This is a genomic window from Bartonella heixiaziensis (assembly GCF_046245125.2).
Classification (GTDB): domain Bacteria; phylum Pseudomonadota; class Alphaproteobacteria; order Rhizobiales; family Rhizobiaceae; genus Bartonella; species Bartonella heixiaziensis.
Map to the genome: position 1 here is coordinate 476058 of NZ_CP176404.1, position 19654 is coordinate 495711.

The window sequence follows — 19654 nt, forward strand, 5'->3', positions numbered from 1 at the left end:
TTCCCAGTTTTCTAAAAAAATCGCAATATCTAATTTCCGCGTGTTTAATAATTATGTGATCGGAGTTATGTCAGATGATGTTAGAGGTATAAGAAATTTACTATCCATAGAAGACACGCCCTTTTAAAAGGGCAGGACTTAAAACGATTTTTTATTTTAGTGAAATAACATACGAGAGTATTTTCCGCTACTTTATTTATAGTTTTGGGTATTTGATACTTTCCACTAATGCATGAAAGTGATTATTCCAAAAGAATTCAGTTGTAATTTGTACCCATAATAAAATACTCAGCTTTTGGAGCTGAGCATTTCATGATACCCTAATATGATAAACGGAAAACAATAGAAAATGCACAATAAAGAGAAAAAATGGCAATTAAATCTCTTCGCGGTTTGCTTCGTTACCATCCATCTCTTCTGCTAATGATTCTTCCCTGTCCTCTGTAGGGAAGTCTTCTTGATTTTCTGTAAATGGCTCTTTCTGCACATCGTATATTGCTGCAGCAGAAGTAAGTGTTTCACCTTCTGCTTGGCGTTGTGCTTCACTGGCTGAACGTGCCACATTAATGATTACAGTAATTTGAACTTCAGGGTGGAGGCTAAGAGTGATGGTATGGAGGCCGATAGTTTTTATTGGATGATTGAGTTCAACTTGATTGCGCCCAATAGAAAAGCCTTCATTTGTTATGATTTCAGAAATATCGCGTGTTGACACAGACCCGTAAAGCTGTCCTGTTTCACCAGCTGAACGGACGACAATAAAGGATTGACCATCAAGTTTTTCAGCAATTTTTTGTGCTTCACTTTTTCGTTCAAGGTTACGAGCTTCAAGCTGCGCGCGCTGTATTTCAAAGTGTTTTTTATTAGTTTCATTAGCACGTAAAGCTTTTCCTTGAGGCAAGAGAAAGTTACGTGCATAACCATCTTTGACTGAAACAATATCACCCATCTGACCAAGACGCGGAATGCGCTCAAGTAGAATAATATCCATAGTTTTTCCTTTCGAACAAATAAATTAGTGAAGTTTTTTGCGTGATTGAAAGTTGTATTGAATAGCAGCCCAAATACCCATGAGAAGCATCATAAAAGAAAGAGGTGGAGCAAAAACGACAGTTAAAATAGCAATATAAACAAGAGAAAGTATAATAACCCGACCGTTTATCCCTTTTGTAATATTGTGGAGATATGCTAGGCCACTGATTGATATTATGACAGTATATGCAGAGCTAAAGACACGCGCGATTAAATTAAGAGTAAAGCCCAAATCGATCAAAGATGCTATGCAAACAACAATGAAAATAACAATTCCAGAAATCGGGAGGCGGAGAGTTTGACTCCAATCATCACGGGGTCTTTTCAGCCATCTCATGTGTTGTGCTGTTATTATTGAAAAATAAAGATTACCAATAAGAAAAATTAGACTATAAACAGCCAGAGCAATAGCTGTCAAAGTTGCTGCATGCGTCATTAAAAGTTCGCTAAAGGCTATTATATCAGTTTCCTTTAGTGATGGTGATTGTTGCATAACTTGAGCTATGTCCGCAGTGACTTTTTTCGCAATGAAAGGCGTTGATGGACGTGTCTCTATATAGAGTCCAACGAAGCTTGATAGAAGGGCAATAAAGTTGGTTAAATGAAAAATAACCAGCGATAATGGATACCATACCAACGAATTTCCCTCTTGCACTGGTCGTGCAAGTCCGAGAAGCCAAGAAGCATAGACAGCAGGAAGAAAAAATAAGAGCATAAAGCCAACGCCAATGTAAACATTAGTAACGACAACAAGAACGACAGTGGCGCTTATTAAGGCAAAGACGCTAGCTAGTGTTCCTCGACCGAATGCAACAATGAAAATCGGGAGTGAAAGAAAGCAACCAAGAAGGAGAGAAAAATAGGGTGCAACATTTGCGATTCTAATGATTGCCATTCCTACCACGACAGCAAACAACCCCGCTAAAACACCTGTCATTATCTCATAAGTACGAAAACTTTTCATTTATTGCTGTCCTGCTTTCTGCAGTTAGGAGCACTGCAATGCCCCAACTTTAGTATTCTGATATCTTCGTATAATCCGCAATTAGGTGCTTCACTGAATTATACAAAAAAAGCGGCTGGGAAGATACCCAGCTGCAGAGTGCATTTGCATACTATTTTATAACGTATGGAAGCAAGCCGAGAAAACGGGCACGTTTGATAGCATTAGCCAATTCACGTTGTTTTTTCTGACTAACAGCTGTAATTCGCGAAGGAACGATTTTCCCACGTTCTGAGATATAACGCTGTAACAATTTAATGTCTTTATAATCAATCTTTGGAGCATTAGAACCTGAAAATGGACATGTTTTACGGCGGCGATTAAAGGGACGACGTGTTGCGGTCTGATTGAGGTCAGTCATCATTCTACTCCTTCTATGACATTTTCACGTTGACGACGTGGAGAGCGAGGACGTTCTTCATCTTGTCCAATGCGACTGTTCCGGTCAAGGCGCGAAAGCATAGCAGACTTTTCTTTTTCATGTTTTTCTACACGAATGGTCATGTAACGCAAAATGTCTTCATTGATGCGCATTTGACGTTCAACTTCAGCAATTGCTGCGGCTGGTGCGTCAATATTGACCAGTACATAATAAGCCTTACGGTTTTTGCGAATGCGATAAGCGAGGGGACGAAGACCCCAGTTTTCTACACGCCCAACTTTTCCACCGTGCGCTTCAATGACACCTTTGTAGACATTCAAAAGCTCATCAATTTGCTGCGGTGCGATATCTTGTCGGGCAAGAAACATATGTTCATACAGAGCCATTATTTTGCCTTTCTTCAATTAAACTTTACCGGTTTTAGCGCAAAGCCTCTGCGACTTGTCTTTTTTGGAGACCCAAAGAAGAAAGGACGCGTTTATAATTCGAGACATTCGAGAGCGGAGATACGGGAGGTCGGAAATATTGCATTTCCTACTGGTTTGTTTTCAGTCCTCCGTTCAACCTCCAGCCAAAGTGCCGGTAACGAACGTTTGACATTTACAGCTTATCTTTAAAAATAGCAAGTTTATGCACGTAAAAAATGTGTTTTTTGAATCTGATATTTTATCGTTTCACTCTTTTACAAAGAGGGCGATACTGTAAAGCTATAAGAATGAAGGAGAGAAGAATGGATTTTTTAAACCAGATTGATGTTGCCCTTTTTGAAATGTTTGCTGGAAATCATCAATCATGGCCGGTCTTAGTTTTATTTAGTATTTTTTGTGCAAAGTTTTTAATTTATATTATTCCACTACATCTTTTTATACTGTGGTTTTGCTGTGAGGTTAAGGAACGGCGCGTAGTACTAAGCATATGCGTGAGTATTTTTACGGCTCTTTTTATAGGGTATCTTATTTCTCTTTTTTATTTCCATCCACGTCCGTTTGTTGTAGGTTTGACGACACCACTGATTAAGCATCGCGCAACAGCTTCTTTTCCCAGTAATCATGCCTTAACTATTGCATCTTATATGGCGAGTCTTTATTTTTACCGATACAAAGTTGCTTTTAGGTTTGCAGCAATATTTTTATGCTTGATTTGTTGGGGGCGCATCTTTGTTGGTGTGCATTATCCGTTTGATATTTTAGCAGGTATAATTTTAGGAAGTTTTATCAGTTGGGGTGTTATTCAGTTTATAGCACCGTATTTCCCTAAGTTTTTATATCAAATTCCGCCATTAAAATATAATTTTAAGAGAGATATGCGTTCTAAATAAGTTACTTTGTCTTGATTTGTGTTGATGAATAAGATCAAAAGAGAAAAAATGAATTGCACAATTTAGGAGTCGATTGATGGTGGCAGCTTTTACTTTTCCAGGGCAGGGAAGCCAGTTTGTTGGTATGGGCAAAATACTTACAGAGCAATTTGTTGCAGCGTGGATGGTTTTTGAAGAAGTAGATGATGCTTTAGGTGAGAAATTATCAGAGATCATTTTTGAAGGACCAGCAGATGTTTTGACGTTAACAGCAAATGCACAACCAGCATTAATGGCTGTATCCATGGCAGTTATTCGCGTGATGGAACAATTGGGGCTGAATATAAAATCACAAGTAAAATTTGTTGCAGGCCATTCTTTAGGTGAATACTCAGCTCTTTGTGCTGCTGGTACATTTAGTCTTACTGATACGGCAAGGCTCTTGCGGATTCGTGGCAATGCCATGCAGGCAGCTGTTGCTGTCGGTAAAGGTTCTATGGCAGCACTGATTGGTTTGGATGAGAAAGATGTGGAAAAAATTTGCAAAACGGTTTCTGGAGAAGGACTATGCCAGATTGCTAATGATAATGGTGGTGGGCAAATTGTTATTTCAGGTGAAGCAAAAGCGGTTGAAGTAGCAGTAGAGATTGCATCAAAAAAAGGCGCTAAACGTGCACTTCTCCTTCCGGTTTCTGCGCCTTTCCATTCGTCCTTAATGCAGTCTGCTGCTGATGCCATGAAGAATGCATTTTTGACTGTTAACGCAACAGCTCCTATTGTTCCTCTTGTTTCCAATGTTTCTGTTGCACCAGAGAATGATCCAGAGCGTATTACTACGCTTCTTGTCCAACAAGTAACTGGAAAAGTGCGGTGGCGTGAAACGATAGAGTGGATTGGCACCAATGGAGTCGATACGCTTTTTGAAGTTGGTGCTGGAAAAGTATTAACGGGTTTAGCGCGTCGTATTAATAAGGATATAAAAGGATTAACAATTGGGACAGCTGAGGAAATAGAAGCAGCACTACGAGTGCTTGGCGTTTAATCTATCAAGGAGTCTGAAAAATGTTTAAATTAACAGGTCGTAAAGCTCTTGTGACAGGAGCATCAGGAGGAATTGGTGAAGCAATTGCGCATTGCTTTCATGAGCAAGGGGCAATTGTTGGGCTCCATGGAACCCGTGAAGAAAAGCTTAAAGAAGTAGCAGCAGATTTGGGACAAGATGTTTTTGTATTTCCGGCTAATCTTTCTGAGCGTAAATCAATTAAGCAATTGGCTGAAGCAGCAGAAAGAGAAATGGGGGGGGTTGATATCTTGGTTAACAATGCTGGAATCACCCGAGATGGTCTTTTTGTACGTATGCAAGATCAAGACTGGGATGATGTCTTAGCCATCAACTTAACAGCTGCTTCTACTTTAACACGTGAATTGACACATTCTATGATGCGGCGTCGCTATGGAAGGATTATTAATATAACATCTGTTGTTGGTGTTGTCGGAAATCCTGGACAAACGAATTATTGCGCTGCAAAAGCTGGTTTGATAGGCTTTTCTAAAGCATTAGCGCAAGAAATTGCCTCACGAAATATTACTGTCAATTGTATTGCTCCAGGATTTATTAAATCCGCCATGACTGACAAACTTAACGAAAAACAAAAAGAAACTATTATGGCTGCGATTCCAATGAAGCGTATGGGGATGGGGCAAGAAATTGCTGCCACCGCTGTTTATTTAGCGAGCGATGAAGCAGCATACGTGACGGGTCAAACACTACATGTCAATGGCGGGATGGCAATGATATGAGTATTTATTTTATTCCACATTGATTTATAAGTCGTATTATTTTAGATAGTAACGAATGAAATGGAAAGATGCATTCATTTCTTTAAATATCGTAGGTTGATCAATTTATGTCGGAATGTCAGATTGGTTCATTTTGTAGGGGATATCCACAGGGTGTTTTAAATCGCTGCTAAAATCTTTAGAGTAATGCATCTATTGCTTGATTAGATAGCCCGATATAGCTAACCAAATTATAGGAAAATAATATAAATTCGAGGATTTCAACATGAGTGATACAGTAGAGCGCGTTAAGAAAATTATCGTGGAGCATCTTGGAGTTAATGCAGATAAGGTGGTAGAAAATGCAAGCTTTATCGATGATCTAGGAGCAGATAGCCTTGATACGGTTGAGCTCGTTATGGCTTTTGAAGAGGAATTTGGTGTAGAAATCCCAGATGAGGCTGCTGAAACGATTTTTACAGTTGGTGATGCAGTGAAGTTTATCGATAAAGCTTCTGCGTGATGACTGAAGGGCAAAGGCAGGAAATGCTTTTGCCTATATTCTTTGAGGCTGTCTTGAGAGGTGAGCTTTGAGGAGTGATCTCAATTCAAGGTTGTAAGTTATGAGACGTGTTGTTGTTACTGGTTTAGGATTGGTATCTCCATTAGCTGGTGATGTCGAATATAGTTGGAAACGACTTCTTGAAGGGAGAAGTGGTGTTCGGCGCATTACTGAATTTGATGTGTCCGACTTGCCATGCCAAATTGCTGCGCGTATTCCTTTTGGGGATGGAACAGATGGTACGTATAATGCCGATTTGTATATGGATCCAAAGGAACAGCGTAAAGTTGATGGGTTTATTGTTTATGCAATGGCGGCTGCTGGCCAAGCGCTTGCAGACGCTGAATGGTTTCCCAAGAGAGATGAAGATCAGGTTTGCACAGGTGTATTGATTGGTTCAGGTATTGGTGGCATTGAAGGCATTGTTGAGGCCGGTTATACGCTTCGTGATAAGGGGCCAAGGCGTGTTTCTCCTTTTTTTATTCCAGGACGTTTGATTAATCTTGCCTCTGGTTATGTGTCTATTAAATATGGTTTGCGCGGTCCTAATCATTCGGTTGTAACGGCTTGTTCTACAGGTGCGCATGCGATTGGTGATGCAGCGCGTTTGATTGCATTTGGTGATGCCGATGTTATGGTGGCTGGGGGCACTGAATCTCCGATAAATCGAATATCTCTTGCCGGTTTTGCTGCTTGTAGAGCTCTTTCTACTTGTCGTAATGATGATCCTGAACGAGCATCACGCCCTTATGACGCTGATCGTGATGGTTTCGTGATGGGTGAGGGAGCAGCCATCCTCGTTTTAGAAGAGTTTGAACACGCAAAAAAACGAGGTGCTCGTATTTATGCTGAGATTATTGGCTACGGTTTATCCGGAGATGCTTACCATATTACAGCACCTTCAGAGAGCGGTGAAGGTGCACAGCGTAGTATGATGGCTGCTCTGAAGCGTGCACAAGTGAATGTGAGCGAACTTGATTACATTAATGCCCATGGTACATCAACGATGGCTGATGTCATAGAGTTAGCGGCTGTTGAGCGTGTTTTAGGCCATTATGCATCACAAGTATCCATGTCATCAACGAAGTCATCAGTGGGGCATTTACTTGGTGCAGCAGGGGCGGCTGAGGCTATTTTTTGTGTTTTAGCTATACGAGATAATATAGCTCCGGCGACACTCAATCTTGATAATCCGTCGATTGAAACAAAGATCGATCTTGTACCGCACAAACCACGCGAACGAAAAATTAACACGGTTCTTTCCAATTCTTTTGGGTTTGGTGGAACAAACGCATCTTTGGTAATTCGGCGTTGTAGCGAATAATAAGCATTTGGATTGTTTTTTCCTGTTTCTGAATTTTATACTTTATTACAAGATTTAAGTGAGAGATTATAATTGTAGTAGCTAAAAAATTATTGAGCTTGATAATTATATCCAATGTAAAAAAAGTGAAAACCCACTGAAGGATCTAAATATTGTCTCTTCGAATCATTTAAAAGATAGTGATGATATGTCAGAATGTAAGAAACAAAAAAAATCATATATCGTGCGTAATCCGTTGGTTATTCTCGGTCATTTTTTTCTAATGCTGATCGTGGTTATTGTTTTGGCCATAAGTATCCCTCTTTATATTGGAAAAAGCATTTTTGAAGGGAAGGGGATATCTGAGAAAGAACAGGTTATCCTTATCTCTCCTGGAACAGGAATTCGTGAAATCGCTTTATTGCTTGAAAAACGTGGTCTCGTTCGATCATCGGATGTTTTTGTTTACGGGGTTGCTTATCATCAAAAAACAACACATCTTAAAGCTGGTGAATATTTAATTCCAGCACATGCTTCGATGCAAGATATTATGGATATCCTTGTGAAAGGTAAATCTATTGAGTATACGTTTACAGTGCCTGAAGGTTTAACAGTTCAACAAGTTTTTGATCGATTAGCTGCTAATGAAATTTTGATTGGAGATCTTCCGGAAGTTTTGCCTCCGGAGGGCAGTTTGATGACAGATACTGTTCGTTTTATTCGGGGGACAACGCGCAAAGAAATTATAAAAAGGCTGCGTGAAGAACAGACAAAATTAGTTAATGCTATATGGGCTACGCGCTCACCTGATTTACCAATCAAATCTATTGACGAATTTGTTATATTGGCCTCGATTGTTGAGAAAGAAACAGGAATTGCAGCAGAGAGACCAAAAGTTGCTGCGGTTTTTTATAACCGTCTTGCGCAACATATGCGCCTTCAGTCTGATCCAACAGTCATTTATGGTCTTTTTGGTGGAAAAGGAAAACCTTCCGGTCGTGCGATTTACCGTTCAGATCTTGAAAAGGAAACACCATATAATACTTACAAAATTTATGGTTTACCGCCAACTGCTATTGCGAATCCAGGACGAGATTCTTTGAAAGCGGTGGCGCACTCACCCAGTAGTGATGTGCTTTATTTTGTAGCAGATGGTTCTGGAGGACATGTTTTTTCTAAAACTTTGGATGAACATAATATCAATGTCCGTAAGTGGCGTGCATTAAAGAAGACACATTAAATTTTCTAGAATGTAGAAGAAATATCATTGAAATTTTGAAGCAAAATTTAAGAAAAAGTAGAACGGTGAGATGACATTCTTTAAGAGTGAATTGAGTGCTAAAAAAAGTAATCAGCGTCGCGGTTTTTTGTTTATTCTTTCTTCACCTTCAGGGGCGGGTAAATCAACCCTTTCTCGGTTACTTCTGAAAGAGGAACAATTAGAGCTCTCCATAAGTATGACAACACGGCAAAAACGTTCCAGTGAAGTAGATGGTCTTCATTATCATTTTATTTCAAAGCAAGAATTTGAATGCAAGCGTGATAGTGATGAATTTATTGAATGGGCAGAAGTCCATGGAAATTATTACGGAACGTCACGTGAAACCGTTGAAAATGCACTGAAGTCTGGCCAAGATATGTTATTCGATATTGATTATCAAGGCACTAAACAACTTCAAAAAAAAATGCCAGGGGATACTGTATCTGTTTTTATTCTTCCACCATCAATGAAAGAACTCATTTCGCGTTTACATCGTCGGGCAGAAGATACTCAAGATGTCATCAATTTGCGATTGAAGAATGCACGAATGGAAATGCAGCATTGGCGTTCGTATGATTATGTAGTCATTAATGAGGATATAAATCAGTCTCTGTTGTTTATTAAATCGATTTATTTAGCCGAAACAGTAAAACGCGAGCGGTGCTCCTTTCTTGAATCTTTTGTTGATGGGCTTATTGCTGAAAAGATTGATTAACGTCTTTATTGTTTTTGCAAGGAGTAATGAGCAAAAAGTTGCGCTTTTTTAGGTCATCAAATTAGCTAGAGTCACAAATTCGGAAATTGAGAGCGTTTCAGCTCGGCGTGTTCCATCAATTCCAGCTTTTTCTAGAAGCTTTTCACCTCCAATGGTTTTGAGATTTTGACGAAGCATTTTTCGTCGTTGTCCAAAAGCAGTTTTTGTGACAAAGCTTAATTTTTGTGCGGAACAGGTGAGAGGTTGTGTTCGCGGAATGATATGGACAACGGAAGAAGTTATTTTGGGTGCTGGTATGAAAGCTTGAGGAGGCACATCAAAAGCAATTTTGGCAGTGGTACGCCAGCCGGTCAAGACACTAAGACGTCCATAGTGTTCAGATTGAGGTCGGGCGGTAATACGTTTGGCAACTTCACGTTGAAACATCAATGTCATTGATTCATAAAAAGGGGGCCATGGTTCAGCCAACAGCCAATTTAATAAGAGTTGTGTTCCAATGTTATAGGGAAGGTTCGCAATAATGCGTGGTTTTTCTAAGGTTTCTTCAAAGAGTTTTGAGAAGTCTTGCTTCAATGCATCATGACAAATAAGCTTTAGTTTTTGTGGATAGTGTTTTTCTATCTCTAAGAGAGCGGGTATACAACGCTCATCGCGCTCTATCGCTGTTACAATGGCACCTTTTGCAAGCAAGGCGCGGGTGAGACCGCCAGGACCTGGACCAACTTCAATAACCGGTTTTCCTTCTATATTTCCTGCTTGATAAGCAATTTTAGAGGTTAAATTAAGATCAAAAAGGAAATTTTGTCCCAAAGATTTATGAGCTTGCAATCCATATGTATCAATGACCTCACGAAGAGGAGGTAGATTATCTATTGGCATGGTATAAAACTATTTTTAGCAAGTTGATTTGCAAGTTTAAGAGAAGCAATAAAGCTTTCGGGAGAGGCTATCCCTTTATCAGCAATATCAAAAGCAGTTCCGTGATCTGGAGAAGTACGAATAAAAGGGAGTCCTAAAGTGATATTGACAGTGGTATCAAAGTCTAGTGTCTTAACAGGAATAAGCGCTTGATCGTGATACATGCAAAGGGCAATATCATATGCCTTTCTTGCACGCTCGTGGAACATTGTATCGGCAGGCAGTGGGCCTATGATATTGAGTCCTTTATTTTTAAGATATTCAATAGCGGGTGTGATAATTTCAATATCTTCTTTTCCCATTGCACCTTCTTCTCCCGCATGAGGATTAAGACCAGCAACAGCTAAACGGGGTTCAGTTATTTTAAATCGTGTTCTCAAGTCGTGTTCAGTAATGAATGCCGTTTGAATGATTATCTGACGAGTGAGGTATGATGGAACTTCCTTGAATGGAATATGAACAGTAATTGGTACCGTCTTCAATTGAGGTCCAGATAACATCATAACCGGATGATAGCATTTACCAGAGGTTTGATGGGCTAAATGAGCTAAAAATTCTGTATGTCCTGGAAATTCAAACCCAGCATCATAAAGGCTTTTTTTTGCAATAGGGCAAGTGATAAGTGCACACGCACGACCACTTTGAATCAACTGAACTCCACGTGTAATCGCTTCAATTATTCCAGCAGTATTGTTGTGTGAAGGGCATCCCAGTTGATCACTTTGCCGGTTTTTTAATGGTATTACAGGAAGAGCTGCTTGAAAGTTTTTTACAGGATTATCTGTTAAAACAGATTCTACCTCGACATCGATTTGTAAAAAATGAGCACGTGCACGAATAACATCTGGATCAGCGAGAAGAACAAAAGGCGGAATTTGGCGTGTAATACGCAAATTCCATGCCTTTAGTGCTATTTCAGGACCAATTCCGGCAGGATCACCACCACTAACAACAAGCACAGCCATTATGAGTTTTGAATACGTGCCACCCGCCGCAATTCTCCTAAATATTTTTCGCTTAAAATTTCAAGTTTTTGCGGGCTTTTTTGCTTGCTATCTTGAATGGAAAATATCAACCGAGCCACATAATCATCAGAAACTCTTTTTATTTTGCACACAGCAAGCGCTTCAATTCCATCAGATGTTTCTTGAAATTGAGTCATTTTTCCAGCAGGTGTTGCAAGAATAGCCTGTTCCCATGCACTGGGAAGTTGAGGTTCGAGAAATTTTCCTAAGTGGCGGATAGTAACATCTAAAATACCTCTTGCTTGGTTTTGGGCGTTAGCACATCCTCTAAAATGTGCTCGGAAATTTTTTGCTTCTCTTTGGCGTCTTTCAAAGATTTCTGAACGGCGATGTGCAGGAATGACGAAAATAATTCGTTTTAACGTGTATTCATTGGTTGAAGGCTTTATGCCACCATTTTTTAATATTCTGCGTACAGCTTCTTGTTCACTAATCATACCAGTTTCAGCTTGATAGCGTGCATTAACGAGACGTCCCCATCCTATTTGTCCACGAATGTAATCTTTAAAGTGTTGCACTGTGATATCATTTTGAATCAAAATCTGGTTGAGTTGATCAATAGTCATATTATTTTGCGTTGCAAAGTTCTCAAAAGCACTGTCAACCTCATTATCGCTCACTTCAATATTACGGCGTGTTATTTCGCCATTTTTAAGGGCTTCATCGATAAGCTCATTTTTAGCTTGCGCAAAAAGATTTCCTTGTTTTTGTTGCAATTTGAGAAAAGCAATGCGCTTTTGGATATCGTAATTTGTTATAGGAGTACCATTGACTTTGATAATAATGGCAGTCTGCGCGAAGGCTGACGGAATTAAAAATTCACTTACCAGTAGACTGCTTATGCTCAAAGCAGCAACACAAAATAAAGCACGAGTACGCTTTTTAAATTTGTTCATGTAAATAAGCCTTCGCATTGTTTATCAATTCTTATCAGTTACTCAAAATATACGTTTTTTTTCATAAAAACAATGATAAGTTAAACACCTATACATTCTCTCTTTATAAATCTGATTTTTTCTTTTTTCCAATATCTGCAATTGTACGCAATGAAAGAGAGAAATTAAAGTTTTGCAAAGGTGTTTTTTTTCCTGGATTAGTTATTTGCTGATAACCGAATGTTAACCCGAAACATTCATCCGTATAACTCAAATTAATTCCCCGCTTTACGAACGCACGAGACACTAAATCATAACCGGCATTGCTATTAATAGACCAATAGTTAGCCAATTTAATACCAGTTTGAAAAGAAATTTCTTGGCGCTCTTGTGGATATTCATAAGATGGCTGACTTGTGATATAGGCATATTGTAGAGCTGCCCAAAAATTTTGCCATTTTTGTGACACTTCAATTTCACTACGATGGACTTTCCCTGTTTTTTTATCGAAACGTCCACGAGTTTCCAAGGAAAAACCACTTTTATGGTTTGCGCCAAACATTGCAACATAATCTGAACGTCTTGCTTCGAGGCTAGAATGAGTGCCTACATTCACAAAATCTTTTTCTGCGAAAGAATTTTTTCCAGCAATATGAAAAGATTGTCCAACAAGACCATAAAGAGACCAATCATTGTTAAAGTTTCCAGAATATCTTAAACCTATATTAGCTCTTGTTCCACCTTCTACGCGGTCATAACCAGAGAATTTATCACGTTGAAACAGAGTTGTTGCTTCAAATACGAAGCTTTGTGTATCTTCATTAGGGATTTGTCCGATATAGCGTTCATTATTGCGTATAAAAATTTGTGCGGTTGGTTCTATAATATGTGTAGAATTGTCAAATCTAATGAGAAAGGGATACCGCAGTTCCAAACCTGCCGTTGCCATGCCACGGAATGCTGAGGAGGAGGCATTTTTTATATGATCAGCGTGGTTTTCGTGCATATTTGTTTTAATGATATCGGCACGTAAAGAGAGAATGGGGGTTAATATAAGTCCACCGTGCGTGTTGAAGCGCTTTTTCCATTCTAGCTCGTTTGTTAAACGAAAACTATTTCCAGCGACACCTGAAAGCCTAGAAGTGTTAAGCGGATGGCCGTTCCAGTCAGTAGAGCTGAAATCGGTATGACGACGATAAATTGATTGCATATTGCTATGAAAAGTGAGCAGTCCATTATAAACGGATTTATCTGGTGTGAAAGAATAATCAACACGAGGGAGAACCCATGCTTGCCGAGAGTGGCGTTCATAAGTGGGGTCATCTAATATCAAATCTTGAACCTTAAAGTGATAAAAACGCATATCAAAGTGGTTTTGATCTTTAAGACCATTCAAATAAAGCTGGGAAAGTTGTGTAGGATCGCTATAGTTCTCAAGTTTATAGGCACGACTAAAATGTCGATCGGACTGTGCGAGAATATCCCATCCATAAGTCCAGCGTGAATTAATACGGAAATCACCCTTTGTTGCTAGCATATAACGGTTTTTATGCTGTGCATCAATCGTATCATTGTCAAAATTATGTGGTTTCATTTGGTATATATGGGCAAAGCGAATATTGTAATTGCCTGTTTTTAAACGTTGACGCCATTCACCTTCAGTCAAAAGCCCTTGTTGGGTATAGATAGTAGAAGAAAGTGTGAAATCGTAATGGGGGGCGAGATTCCAAAAATAGGAGTTTTTTATGCCTATGCCGAGATAATCAGTGTAAAAAAAATGAGGAGCAAGGAGACCGCTAGCGCGTTTCACAGTTGGATCATTGAGTTCAAAAGTTGGAAACTGCAGAATCGGTATACCAAAAACTTCAAAACGGCTATTTTCAAACCGAATTTTTTTGGTTGTGTTATTCCATATGATTTTTCTTGCTCTAATTTTCCATAGGACTTCTTTATCTGGTTTATAAGAGCAAGGTTCACAGGCTGTGTAGGTGGCATTATCGAAGACTGTTATTTGGCTATTGCTGCGTGTGGCACTTGTTGCCGCGAAATGGACGTTAGTGGCTGTATCAATGCGTAAGGCATTTACGAATCCTTCGCCAAAATCTTTAGTCATATCAATCTGATTAGAATAAATTTTGTTTCCATCTTTTTGAGTAATTTCAACATTTCCTTGTGCTATGATACGTCCTGTTTTTTGATTATAAGTGACTTTTTTGGCGATCAATTTATTGCCATCATATTCGATTTGAACCTTGCCTTGTGCAGAAACAGTATTGTCATCACGATTGTAGATGAGTTCCTCCGCAGAGAGCATGAGAGGACTTACTGAATTTAGGGTAGGATTTTGAGTAACGGGAGTGAGGTTTTGGGCGAGTGTATAACAGGATAAGGATACACCTAAAATAAAGCCAATAACACCTTTTAAAGCGAAGGCTCTTAATTTTGTTAAATTGATTTTCTTAACTGTTAATAGTTTCACCTAGCCATCCTCTTTATGAAGCAAAAAGGAGATTCCCAAAAATAATGCAATAACAACTGGTGTCCAAGCTGCAATAATGGGTGGAATATATCCGGCATTCCCAAAAGCTTGAACGAGTACGGAAATAACATAAAGTGTGAAGCCAGCGATGACGCCGCCAAGGATCAGTGTTCCAGATTGTCCAAAGCGCGTAAATTTTAAAGATACAGTTGCTGCAATGAGAGTCATTGCTATAAGCAGTGCGGGTAATGCGATCAAAGATTGTAAGTACATATCAAAACTATTGGCAGAATAGCCAAATGAGCGTGCAATCATAATTTTTGTTGGCAATTGATAAAATGGGATAGTCGCGGGATTCATTAAACGTTCAGTTAAAAATTCGGGTTTTAGATTGGTTTTTATTTGAAATTCAGAAAATTTTTCAGGAGCGTGTCCTATTTTATAGATCGTTCCATTTGTTAACAGCCAAGCACCGTTTGTCAATGTTGCTTTTCTGGCGTTAATCCAATTTTTGACTGTTGCATTATCGTTATATTGCACAAAGGTTGCGTCGATAAGAGAAAGTCCTTGATCGGTAATAGATTTAGCACCAATGGTTGTTCTGCCTAAATTTGTACGTTGTGTTAACCATGGGATGCGCGTGTTATTGAGAGATGTTAGCATATTATTATTGCTGCGCCACTCAGTCATCATTTTTTCTGCTTGAGAAAATCCCCATGCGGCAAGTGGGTTAACGACAAGAATTGAAAACAATCCAAAAAGAAAGGCTCCCAAACAAGCAGGCATGAGAAACTGCCACGCAGAAACACCAATTGAACGCGTTACCACAAGCTCAGATTTTCGATTAAGTGAGATCAACATTGCCATTGCAGAAAAAAGTGCAATAAAGGGGATGAGTTGTTGCATGATAAAAGGGATGCGTAAAACGGAGATGAGGAATGCATCTTTTGCTGTATAATGGGGAAGATAAGATAGTCGACCAGAGTTTTCTGTAAAGTCGATTAAAAGAGCTAGAATCAAAATACCCCCGAAAAAATAACAAACCATTTTAAGATAATATATAAAAAAATATCGTCCAAGCGTCCGCCCAATCATGATGCTTTATCCGAGGGATATTGAGATTTTCGATGTTTAAATTTGTTCATAACTTTTTGAGAAATTATTTGAATAATTTCGTTAATTTTTATGGGGATACCGATTTTATGATTTGTTAAGAGCATGAAAAAAGTGAGCATGCTCATTCCTATTGGTGTAATATAAAGCAGAGGAACGTATGCAAGATCACTTTTTGCTTTTTCGGCAAAAAAATATCCCATCCAATAAACCAGCAAAGAAAAGGCAATTGCTGAGAGGTTTGCAGAGTTATGGGCCTGTCGATATGAGCGTGTATCTCCTGCTGCTGCTAATGCAATGAGTGAGAAAACAATTGGATAGAGCCATTCTGTAAGCCTGCGGTGAAATTCAGCTTTATATTGAAGGGGTTTGCGCTGATAATACGAATCCTTTGGATCAGGATTGAGCAAATAGGAAAGGGGCCTATCTTTTGGATAAAGTGTGGGCATTTTATCATGGGGGATGAATTCACCTAGGCTAAAGGTATACGAACTGAATTGAACGATCGAGATACTGTCATTTTGATGACTAATCCTTTCTATTTCACCATTATTGAGGACTAAAAAGTTGCCGTTTTTATTGTTCACAATTGATGCTGTTGTTGCATAATAAAAAAGATCAGTCTTAGGATCGCGTTGATCAACGATGAAAAGACGGGCAAGAGTTCCGTTCGGATTTCGTTCACCAATTTCTATGTAAAGGTTATTGGCTAGTTTTTGGAAGCTACCTTCATTAATGAAAAGATTAAGAAGATCAGACTGGGCACTTGCTAGCATTTGTCGCATATTAAGACGTGCTTGAGGAACGACAAAATTGGCTATAAAAAACGATATACCCGATGCAAAAAGAGCGAGAAGAAGAATTGGTTTCCAAACAGTACTTTTGGGAAAACCAGAGGCACTGATGATAGCAAGTTCTGAGTCTTGATTCATTGCAGAAAGGGTGCTGGTAATTGCAATGACTAAGGCAAACGGAATGACAAGAAAAACAACAGAAGGAACCAATGAGAGTGAAAACTGCAAGACGGTTAAGAGCGTTTGTCTACTTGTTGTGAGAAAATTTATCCGTGCAAGGATTTGCACTGTCCAACTAATACTGATTGCTGCAATCATAACAGCACTGAACAGAATAAAAACGCGTTTTAGGATGTATAACTCAATAATACGCATAGATTGGCTAACATCCTCAATCTTTAATTAGAGAGCAGATACTCTACATTACTTTAAATTAAAAAACACAACCAAAATTTAAGAACGATCTTCCCATATATTGCGCATTGTTACCAAATAAAGAGTATAGGTATAAGACAGCTCGTTAATTTCAACCCATTCTGCTGTGCATTATATTCTATTTTCAACTGTAGTCTACAGAGAAGCTAAAAAACAAACTAAAATACATCTCTTTCTTCACTAGGAAATGATGATATGTTTTTTCTTTTTCTATCTTTAACAGACAGGAAAAAAAAGATAATACATACAATCAGAAAAGAGGAATCATTCTATTTAAAATTATTTCCTTTATGTACTGGTGACATAGACGTTTTTCCAAAAAGGCTGTGGCTTCTTTTACAAAGTGATGAAGGGCTAAGAGGGTGGATATTTTTTTCTATCATTTAACGCAGTCAACGTTGGAAGATATCTTGCCGACACTTGTAGAGCGTGCGCTTATTCGTTTTGGTAAGATAACAATACAATGTGTGAGTAAAGAACGACGCGATGCTATAGATACACGTTTATGGGTTTATGCTGATGAAGCGTTTATTGGGCATGGAACTGAGTGTGATCAATATCCAAATTTTCAGCCTGTATTTCTTACTACGGGTCATGAAAATCCAAATGATTCAAAGATACGTTTTCTCATAGAGGGAGCCATCTGTTCGGATATTGATTCTTATCAACGACTTGTCATAATATTTGATGGTCAAAGTGATGAACAATTGAACCTTGTTCGTGCCCAGTGGAAAAAATATAAAATGGAAAATCATCATTTGACTTATTGGCAGCAGACTGAAGATCGCTGTTGGAAAAAACAGGTTTGATGCGTGTAACGTCTGTTATTTTGATTTTTGTAGGGCTGATGGGAATAATAAATCCAGAGATTTTTGTTGCGGAAGAATCGGGAGGAGGCCGTTGGGTTTTTGTTGTGATTTTTTTCTGGTGACAATAAAAATTCGGTCAAAAATCGCTAATTGCGGTCTTTCTCGCAAAATATTCAAGGGGAATGATGATGATGATTTTTGATCGGCTCTTACTTATTTTATGGGCTGTGATGTTAGCTTTTCTTTGCGTTTCATGGTTGGGGACAACGCATATACTATCACAAATATTTCCCATTACTTATATTGGTAATATTGCGGACATGTTATTTTTATTTCTCAGTGCGCTGTTTGCTGGAATATTGTGGTGGAATATACCACAACCGATGTCTTTAAAAACGAAACTGGTAGCATTTCTGCCACCAGTACTCGTTTTGGTCTTCTTCATTGTGTTCTAGTTGGATATTTCATCATCCGTAAATCCAACGAAGCAAATCAATGAAATAAAAGAGGCAAGAAGTAAATAATATCCGATATAAGAAGTATCAAAATGCTGTACTAGATACTCTGAAATGTAAGGTGCGAGAGATGCACCTACGATACCGGATAAATTGAAAGTTATAGATGAACCTGTATATCGAATTGCTGTTGGGTATGGCGAAGCCAAAACAGCACCAAGCGGACTATATACAACTCCCATGATTGATAAGCCAATGATGGACATTGCAAGGATTCCTCCAATTCCAGATTCTAAGAAATAAGGAATTGCAAAAGAATAGAGTCCAGTAATTATCGTGATCCAAATCATCAAAGTTCTACGTCTAATACGATCAGCAAGTTTTCCGGTTATTATGGTAAAAATTCCACAGAAAACGGCACCGATGACTTCTACTTGAAGAGCTTGATGAAATGACAATTGTAAATGGTTCGTTGAATAGCTTAACAAATATGCAGTGACCAAATAAAATAAAACAAATGTTGCCATGCCTGAGAATGTCCCAAGAAATAAGATTCGCGGGCATTTTAAAAAGACATCTATTATAGGGACTTTAACACGCTCTTTACGCTCAAGAGTTTTTTTGAATGCAACTGTTTCGTTAATTGAAAGACGAACCCATAATCCCACAAGCATGAGAACAACTGAAGCAATAAAAGGAATACGCCATCCCCATGCTAAAAGTTCATCATGATCAAGGAAGTGCAATAGACCTAAATAAACGACAATAGACGAGAACAAACCGATTGGAACGCCTAATTGAGGAAACATCGCATACCAACCACGCTTTTCTGGAGGGGCATTTTCTGTTGCTAGCAGAACGGCTCCCCCCCATTCGCCTCCCAACCCCATTCCTTGTCCAATACGACATAAGGTTAAGAAGAAAGGCGCCCACCATCCAGCTGTTTCATAAGTAGGAAGGAAACCAATAATAACTGTTGACAACCCCATCGTGAGAAGAGCAGCTATAAGTGTTGCTTTTCGTCCAATTTTATCTCCAAAATGTCCAAAAACGATTGATCCAAAGGGGCGTGCAAAAAAAGCTGCTCCGAAGATCAGGAAAGATTGTAAAATAGCAAGTTGGTCATTCTGTGTTGGAAAAAACACATGAGGAAATATAAGAGCTGCGGCAGTTGCAAAGACATAAAAATCAAAAAATTCAATTGTTGGGCCAATAAGGCTTGCAAACAAAATTCGGCGAGGAGAGTTTCTTTTGCTTGCACCTTGTGTTTCTGAGTTTATAGACATGAATAAAATGTCCCTTTCAGTGTATAACAAATCAAATTATTAAACTAACACCTTAAACTATAAAAATTTCAATTCAGTGTCGAGTCGATATTATTATGATTCTAGTGCATAAGAACAATTAATAAGGGCAC

21 protein-coding genes are annotated in these 19654 nt (G+C 38.8%); 10 read left to right on the forward strand and 11 right to left on the reverse strand.

Annotation, left to right across the window (positions count from 1 at the left end; genetic code table 11):
- Positions 1 to 376: 376 nt before the first annotated feature.
- The 4 genes from rplI to rpsF all read right to left on the reverse strand — a co-directional run bounded on the left by rplI (position 377) and on the right by rpsF (position 2803).
- The gene (gene rplI, locus ACKC4Y_RS02065) at positions 377 to 991 is read right to left on the reverse strand and encodes a 50S ribosomal protein L9 (RefSeq protein ID WP_409361754.1); all 615 of its coding nucleotides are present in this window, start codon (positions 989 to 991) and stop codon (positions 377 to 379) included.
- A 24-nt stretch (positions 992 to 1015) separates the two neighbouring features.
- Positions 1016 to 1996: a hypothetical protein gene (locus ACKC4Y_RS02070; RefSeq protein WP_409361755.1), complete on the reverse strand. Its 981-nt coding sequence runs from the start codon at positions 1994 to 1996 to the stop codon at positions 1016 to 1018.
- 151 nt (positions 1997 to 2147) lie between these two features.
- Positions 2148 to 2396 carry a 30S ribosomal protein S18 gene (gene rpsR / locus ACKC4Y_RS02075; protein ID WP_409361756.1) on the reverse strand — a complete coding sequence of 83 codons (249 nt, stop codon included), beginning with the start codon at positions 2394 to 2396 and terminating at the stop codon, positions 2148 to 2150.
- Complete coding sequence (gene rpsF / locus ACKC4Y_RS02080; RefSeq protein WP_409361757.1) at positions 2396 to 2803, reverse strand: 30S ribosomal protein S6; 408 nt, start codon at positions 2801 to 2803, stop codon at positions 2396 to 2398. The genes rpsR and rpsF overlap by 1 nt, the downstream gene beginning before the upstream one ends.
- 344 nt (positions 2804 to 3147) lie before the next feature.
- Here rpsF and ACKC4Y_RS02085 point away from each other — a divergent pair, with 344 nt between their 5' ends.
- The 7 genes from ACKC4Y_RS02085 (at position 3148) to gmk (ending at position 9334) form a co-directional block, all read left to right on the forward strand.
- Entirely contained in the window at positions 3148 to 3735 is a 588-nt protein-coding gene (locus tag ACKC4Y_RS02085; RefSeq protein WP_409361758.1) for an undecaprenyl-diphosphatase, read from the forward strand.
- 76 nt (positions 3736 to 3811) lie between these two features.
- Positions 3812 to 4756: an ACP S-malonyltransferase gene (fabD, locus tag ACKC4Y_RS02090; RefSeq protein ID WP_409361759.1), complete on the forward strand. Its 945-nt coding sequence runs from the start codon at positions 3812 to 3814 to the stop codon at positions 4754 to 4756.
- 20 nt (positions 4757 to 4776) lie between these two features.
- The gene (fabG, locus tag ACKC4Y_RS02095; protein ID WP_409361760.1) at positions 4777 to 5514 is read left to right on the forward strand and encodes a 3-oxoacyl-[acyl-carrier-protein] reductase; all 738 of its coding nucleotides are present in this window, start codon (positions 4777 to 4779) and stop codon (positions 5512 to 5514) included.
- Between the two features lie 265 nt (positions 5515 to 5779).
- Entirely contained in the window at positions 5780 to 6016 is a 237-nt protein-coding gene (locus ACKC4Y_RS02100; RefSeq protein WP_004860281.1) for an acyl carrier protein, read from the forward strand.
- Positions 6017 to 6116: 100 nt separating this feature from the next.
- Positions 6117 to 7379 carry a beta-ketoacyl-ACP synthase II gene (fabF, locus tag ACKC4Y_RS02105; protein ID WP_409361761.1) on the forward strand — a complete coding sequence of 421 codons (1263 nt, stop codon included), beginning with the start codon at positions 6117 to 6119 and terminating at the stop codon, positions 7377 to 7379.
- A gap of 187 nt (positions 7380 to 7566) precedes the next feature.
- Positions 7567 to 8598, forward strand: coding sequence for an endolytic transglycosylase MltG (gene mltG, locus ACKC4Y_RS02110; RefSeq protein WP_409361762.1), 1032 nt, complete (start codon positions 7567 to 7569; stop codon positions 8596 to 8598).
- Between the two features lie 70 nt (positions 8599 to 8668).
- On the forward strand, positions 8669 to 9334 hold the full coding sequence (gmk, locus tag ACKC4Y_RS02115) for a guanylate kinase (RefSeq protein WP_409361763.1): 666 nt from the start codon (positions 8669 to 8671) through the stop codon (positions 9332 to 9334).
- A 48-nt stretch (positions 9335 to 9382) separates the two neighbouring features.
- Here gmk and rsmA read toward each other — a convergent pair whose 3' ends face one another.
- From rsmA to lptF, 6 genes are all read right to left on the reverse strand, one after another.
- Entirely contained in the window at positions 9383 to 10213 is an 831-nt protein-coding gene (gene rsmA / locus ACKC4Y_RS02120) for a 16S rRNA (adenine(1518)-N(6)/adenine(1519)-N(6))-dimethyltransferase RsmA (protein ID WP_409361764.1), read from the reverse strand.
- Positions 10204 to 11217 carry a 4-hydroxythreonine-4-phosphate dehydrogenase PdxA gene (gene pdxA / locus ACKC4Y_RS02125; RefSeq protein WP_409361765.1) on the reverse strand — a complete coding sequence of 338 codons (1014 nt, stop codon included), beginning with the start codon at positions 11215 to 11217 and terminating at the stop codon, positions 10204 to 10206. Before pdxA ends, rsmA begins: the two co-directional genes overlap by 10 nt.
- Positions 11217 to 12173 carry a SurA N-terminal domain-containing protein gene (locus ACKC4Y_RS02130; protein ID WP_409361766.1) on the reverse strand — a complete coding sequence of 319 codons (957 nt, stop codon included), beginning with the start codon at positions 12171 to 12173 and terminating at the stop codon, positions 11217 to 11219. The genes pdxA and ACKC4Y_RS02130 overlap by 1 nt, the downstream gene beginning before the upstream one ends.
- A gap of 103 nt (positions 12174 to 12276) precedes the next feature.
- On the reverse strand, positions 12277 to 14631 hold the full coding sequence (locus ACKC4Y_RS02135) for an LPS-assembly protein LptD (protein WP_409361767.1): 2355 nt from the start codon (positions 14629 to 14631) through the stop codon (positions 12277 to 12279).
- Positions 14632 to 15726: an LPS export ABC transporter permease LptG gene (gene lptG / locus ACKC4Y_RS02140; protein WP_409361768.1), complete on the reverse strand. Its 1095-nt coding sequence runs from the start codon at positions 15724 to 15726 to the stop codon at positions 14632 to 14634. It lies immediately after the preceding gene.
- Complete coding sequence (gene lptF / locus ACKC4Y_RS02145) at positions 15723 to 16913, reverse strand: LPS export ABC transporter permease LptF (protein WP_409361769.1); 1191 nt, start codon at positions 16911 to 16913, stop codon at positions 15723 to 15725. Before lptF ends, lptG begins: the two co-directional genes overlap by 4 nt.
- 422 nt (positions 16914 to 17335) lie before the next feature.
- On the opposite strand from lptF, the gene ACKC4Y_RS02150 reads away from it, so the two are divergent.
- From ACKC4Y_RS02150 to ACKC4Y_RS02160, 3 genes are all read left to right on the forward strand, one after another.
- Complete coding sequence (locus ACKC4Y_RS02150) at positions 17336 to 17782, forward strand: DNA polymerase III subunit chi (protein WP_409361770.1); 447 nt, start codon at positions 17336 to 17338, stop codon at positions 17780 to 17782.
- The gene (locus ACKC4Y_RS02155; RefSeq protein ID WP_447582416.1) at positions 17764 to 17904 is read left to right on the forward strand and encodes a hypothetical protein; all 141 of its coding nucleotides are present in this window, start codon (positions 17764 to 17766) and stop codon (positions 17902 to 17904) included. The genes ACKC4Y_RS02150 and ACKC4Y_RS02155 overlap by 19 nt, the downstream gene beginning before the upstream one ends.
- A gap of 69 nt (positions 17905 to 17973) precedes the next feature.
- The gene (locus ACKC4Y_RS02160; RefSeq protein WP_409362126.1) at positions 17974 to 18237 is read left to right on the forward strand and encodes a hypothetical protein; all 264 of its coding nucleotides are present in this window, start codon (positions 17974 to 17976) and stop codon (positions 18235 to 18237) included.
- Here the strand turns inward: ACKC4Y_RS02160 and ACKC4Y_RS02165 are convergent.
- Positions 18234 to 19523 carry an MFS transporter gene (locus ACKC4Y_RS02165; RefSeq protein ID WP_409361772.1) on the reverse strand — a complete coding sequence of 430 codons (1290 nt, stop codon included), beginning with the start codon at positions 19521 to 19523 and terminating at the stop codon, positions 18234 to 18236. The genes ACKC4Y_RS02160 and ACKC4Y_RS02165 overlap by 4 nt on opposite strands.
- Between the last annotated feature and the right edge of the window lie 131 nt (positions 19524 to 19654).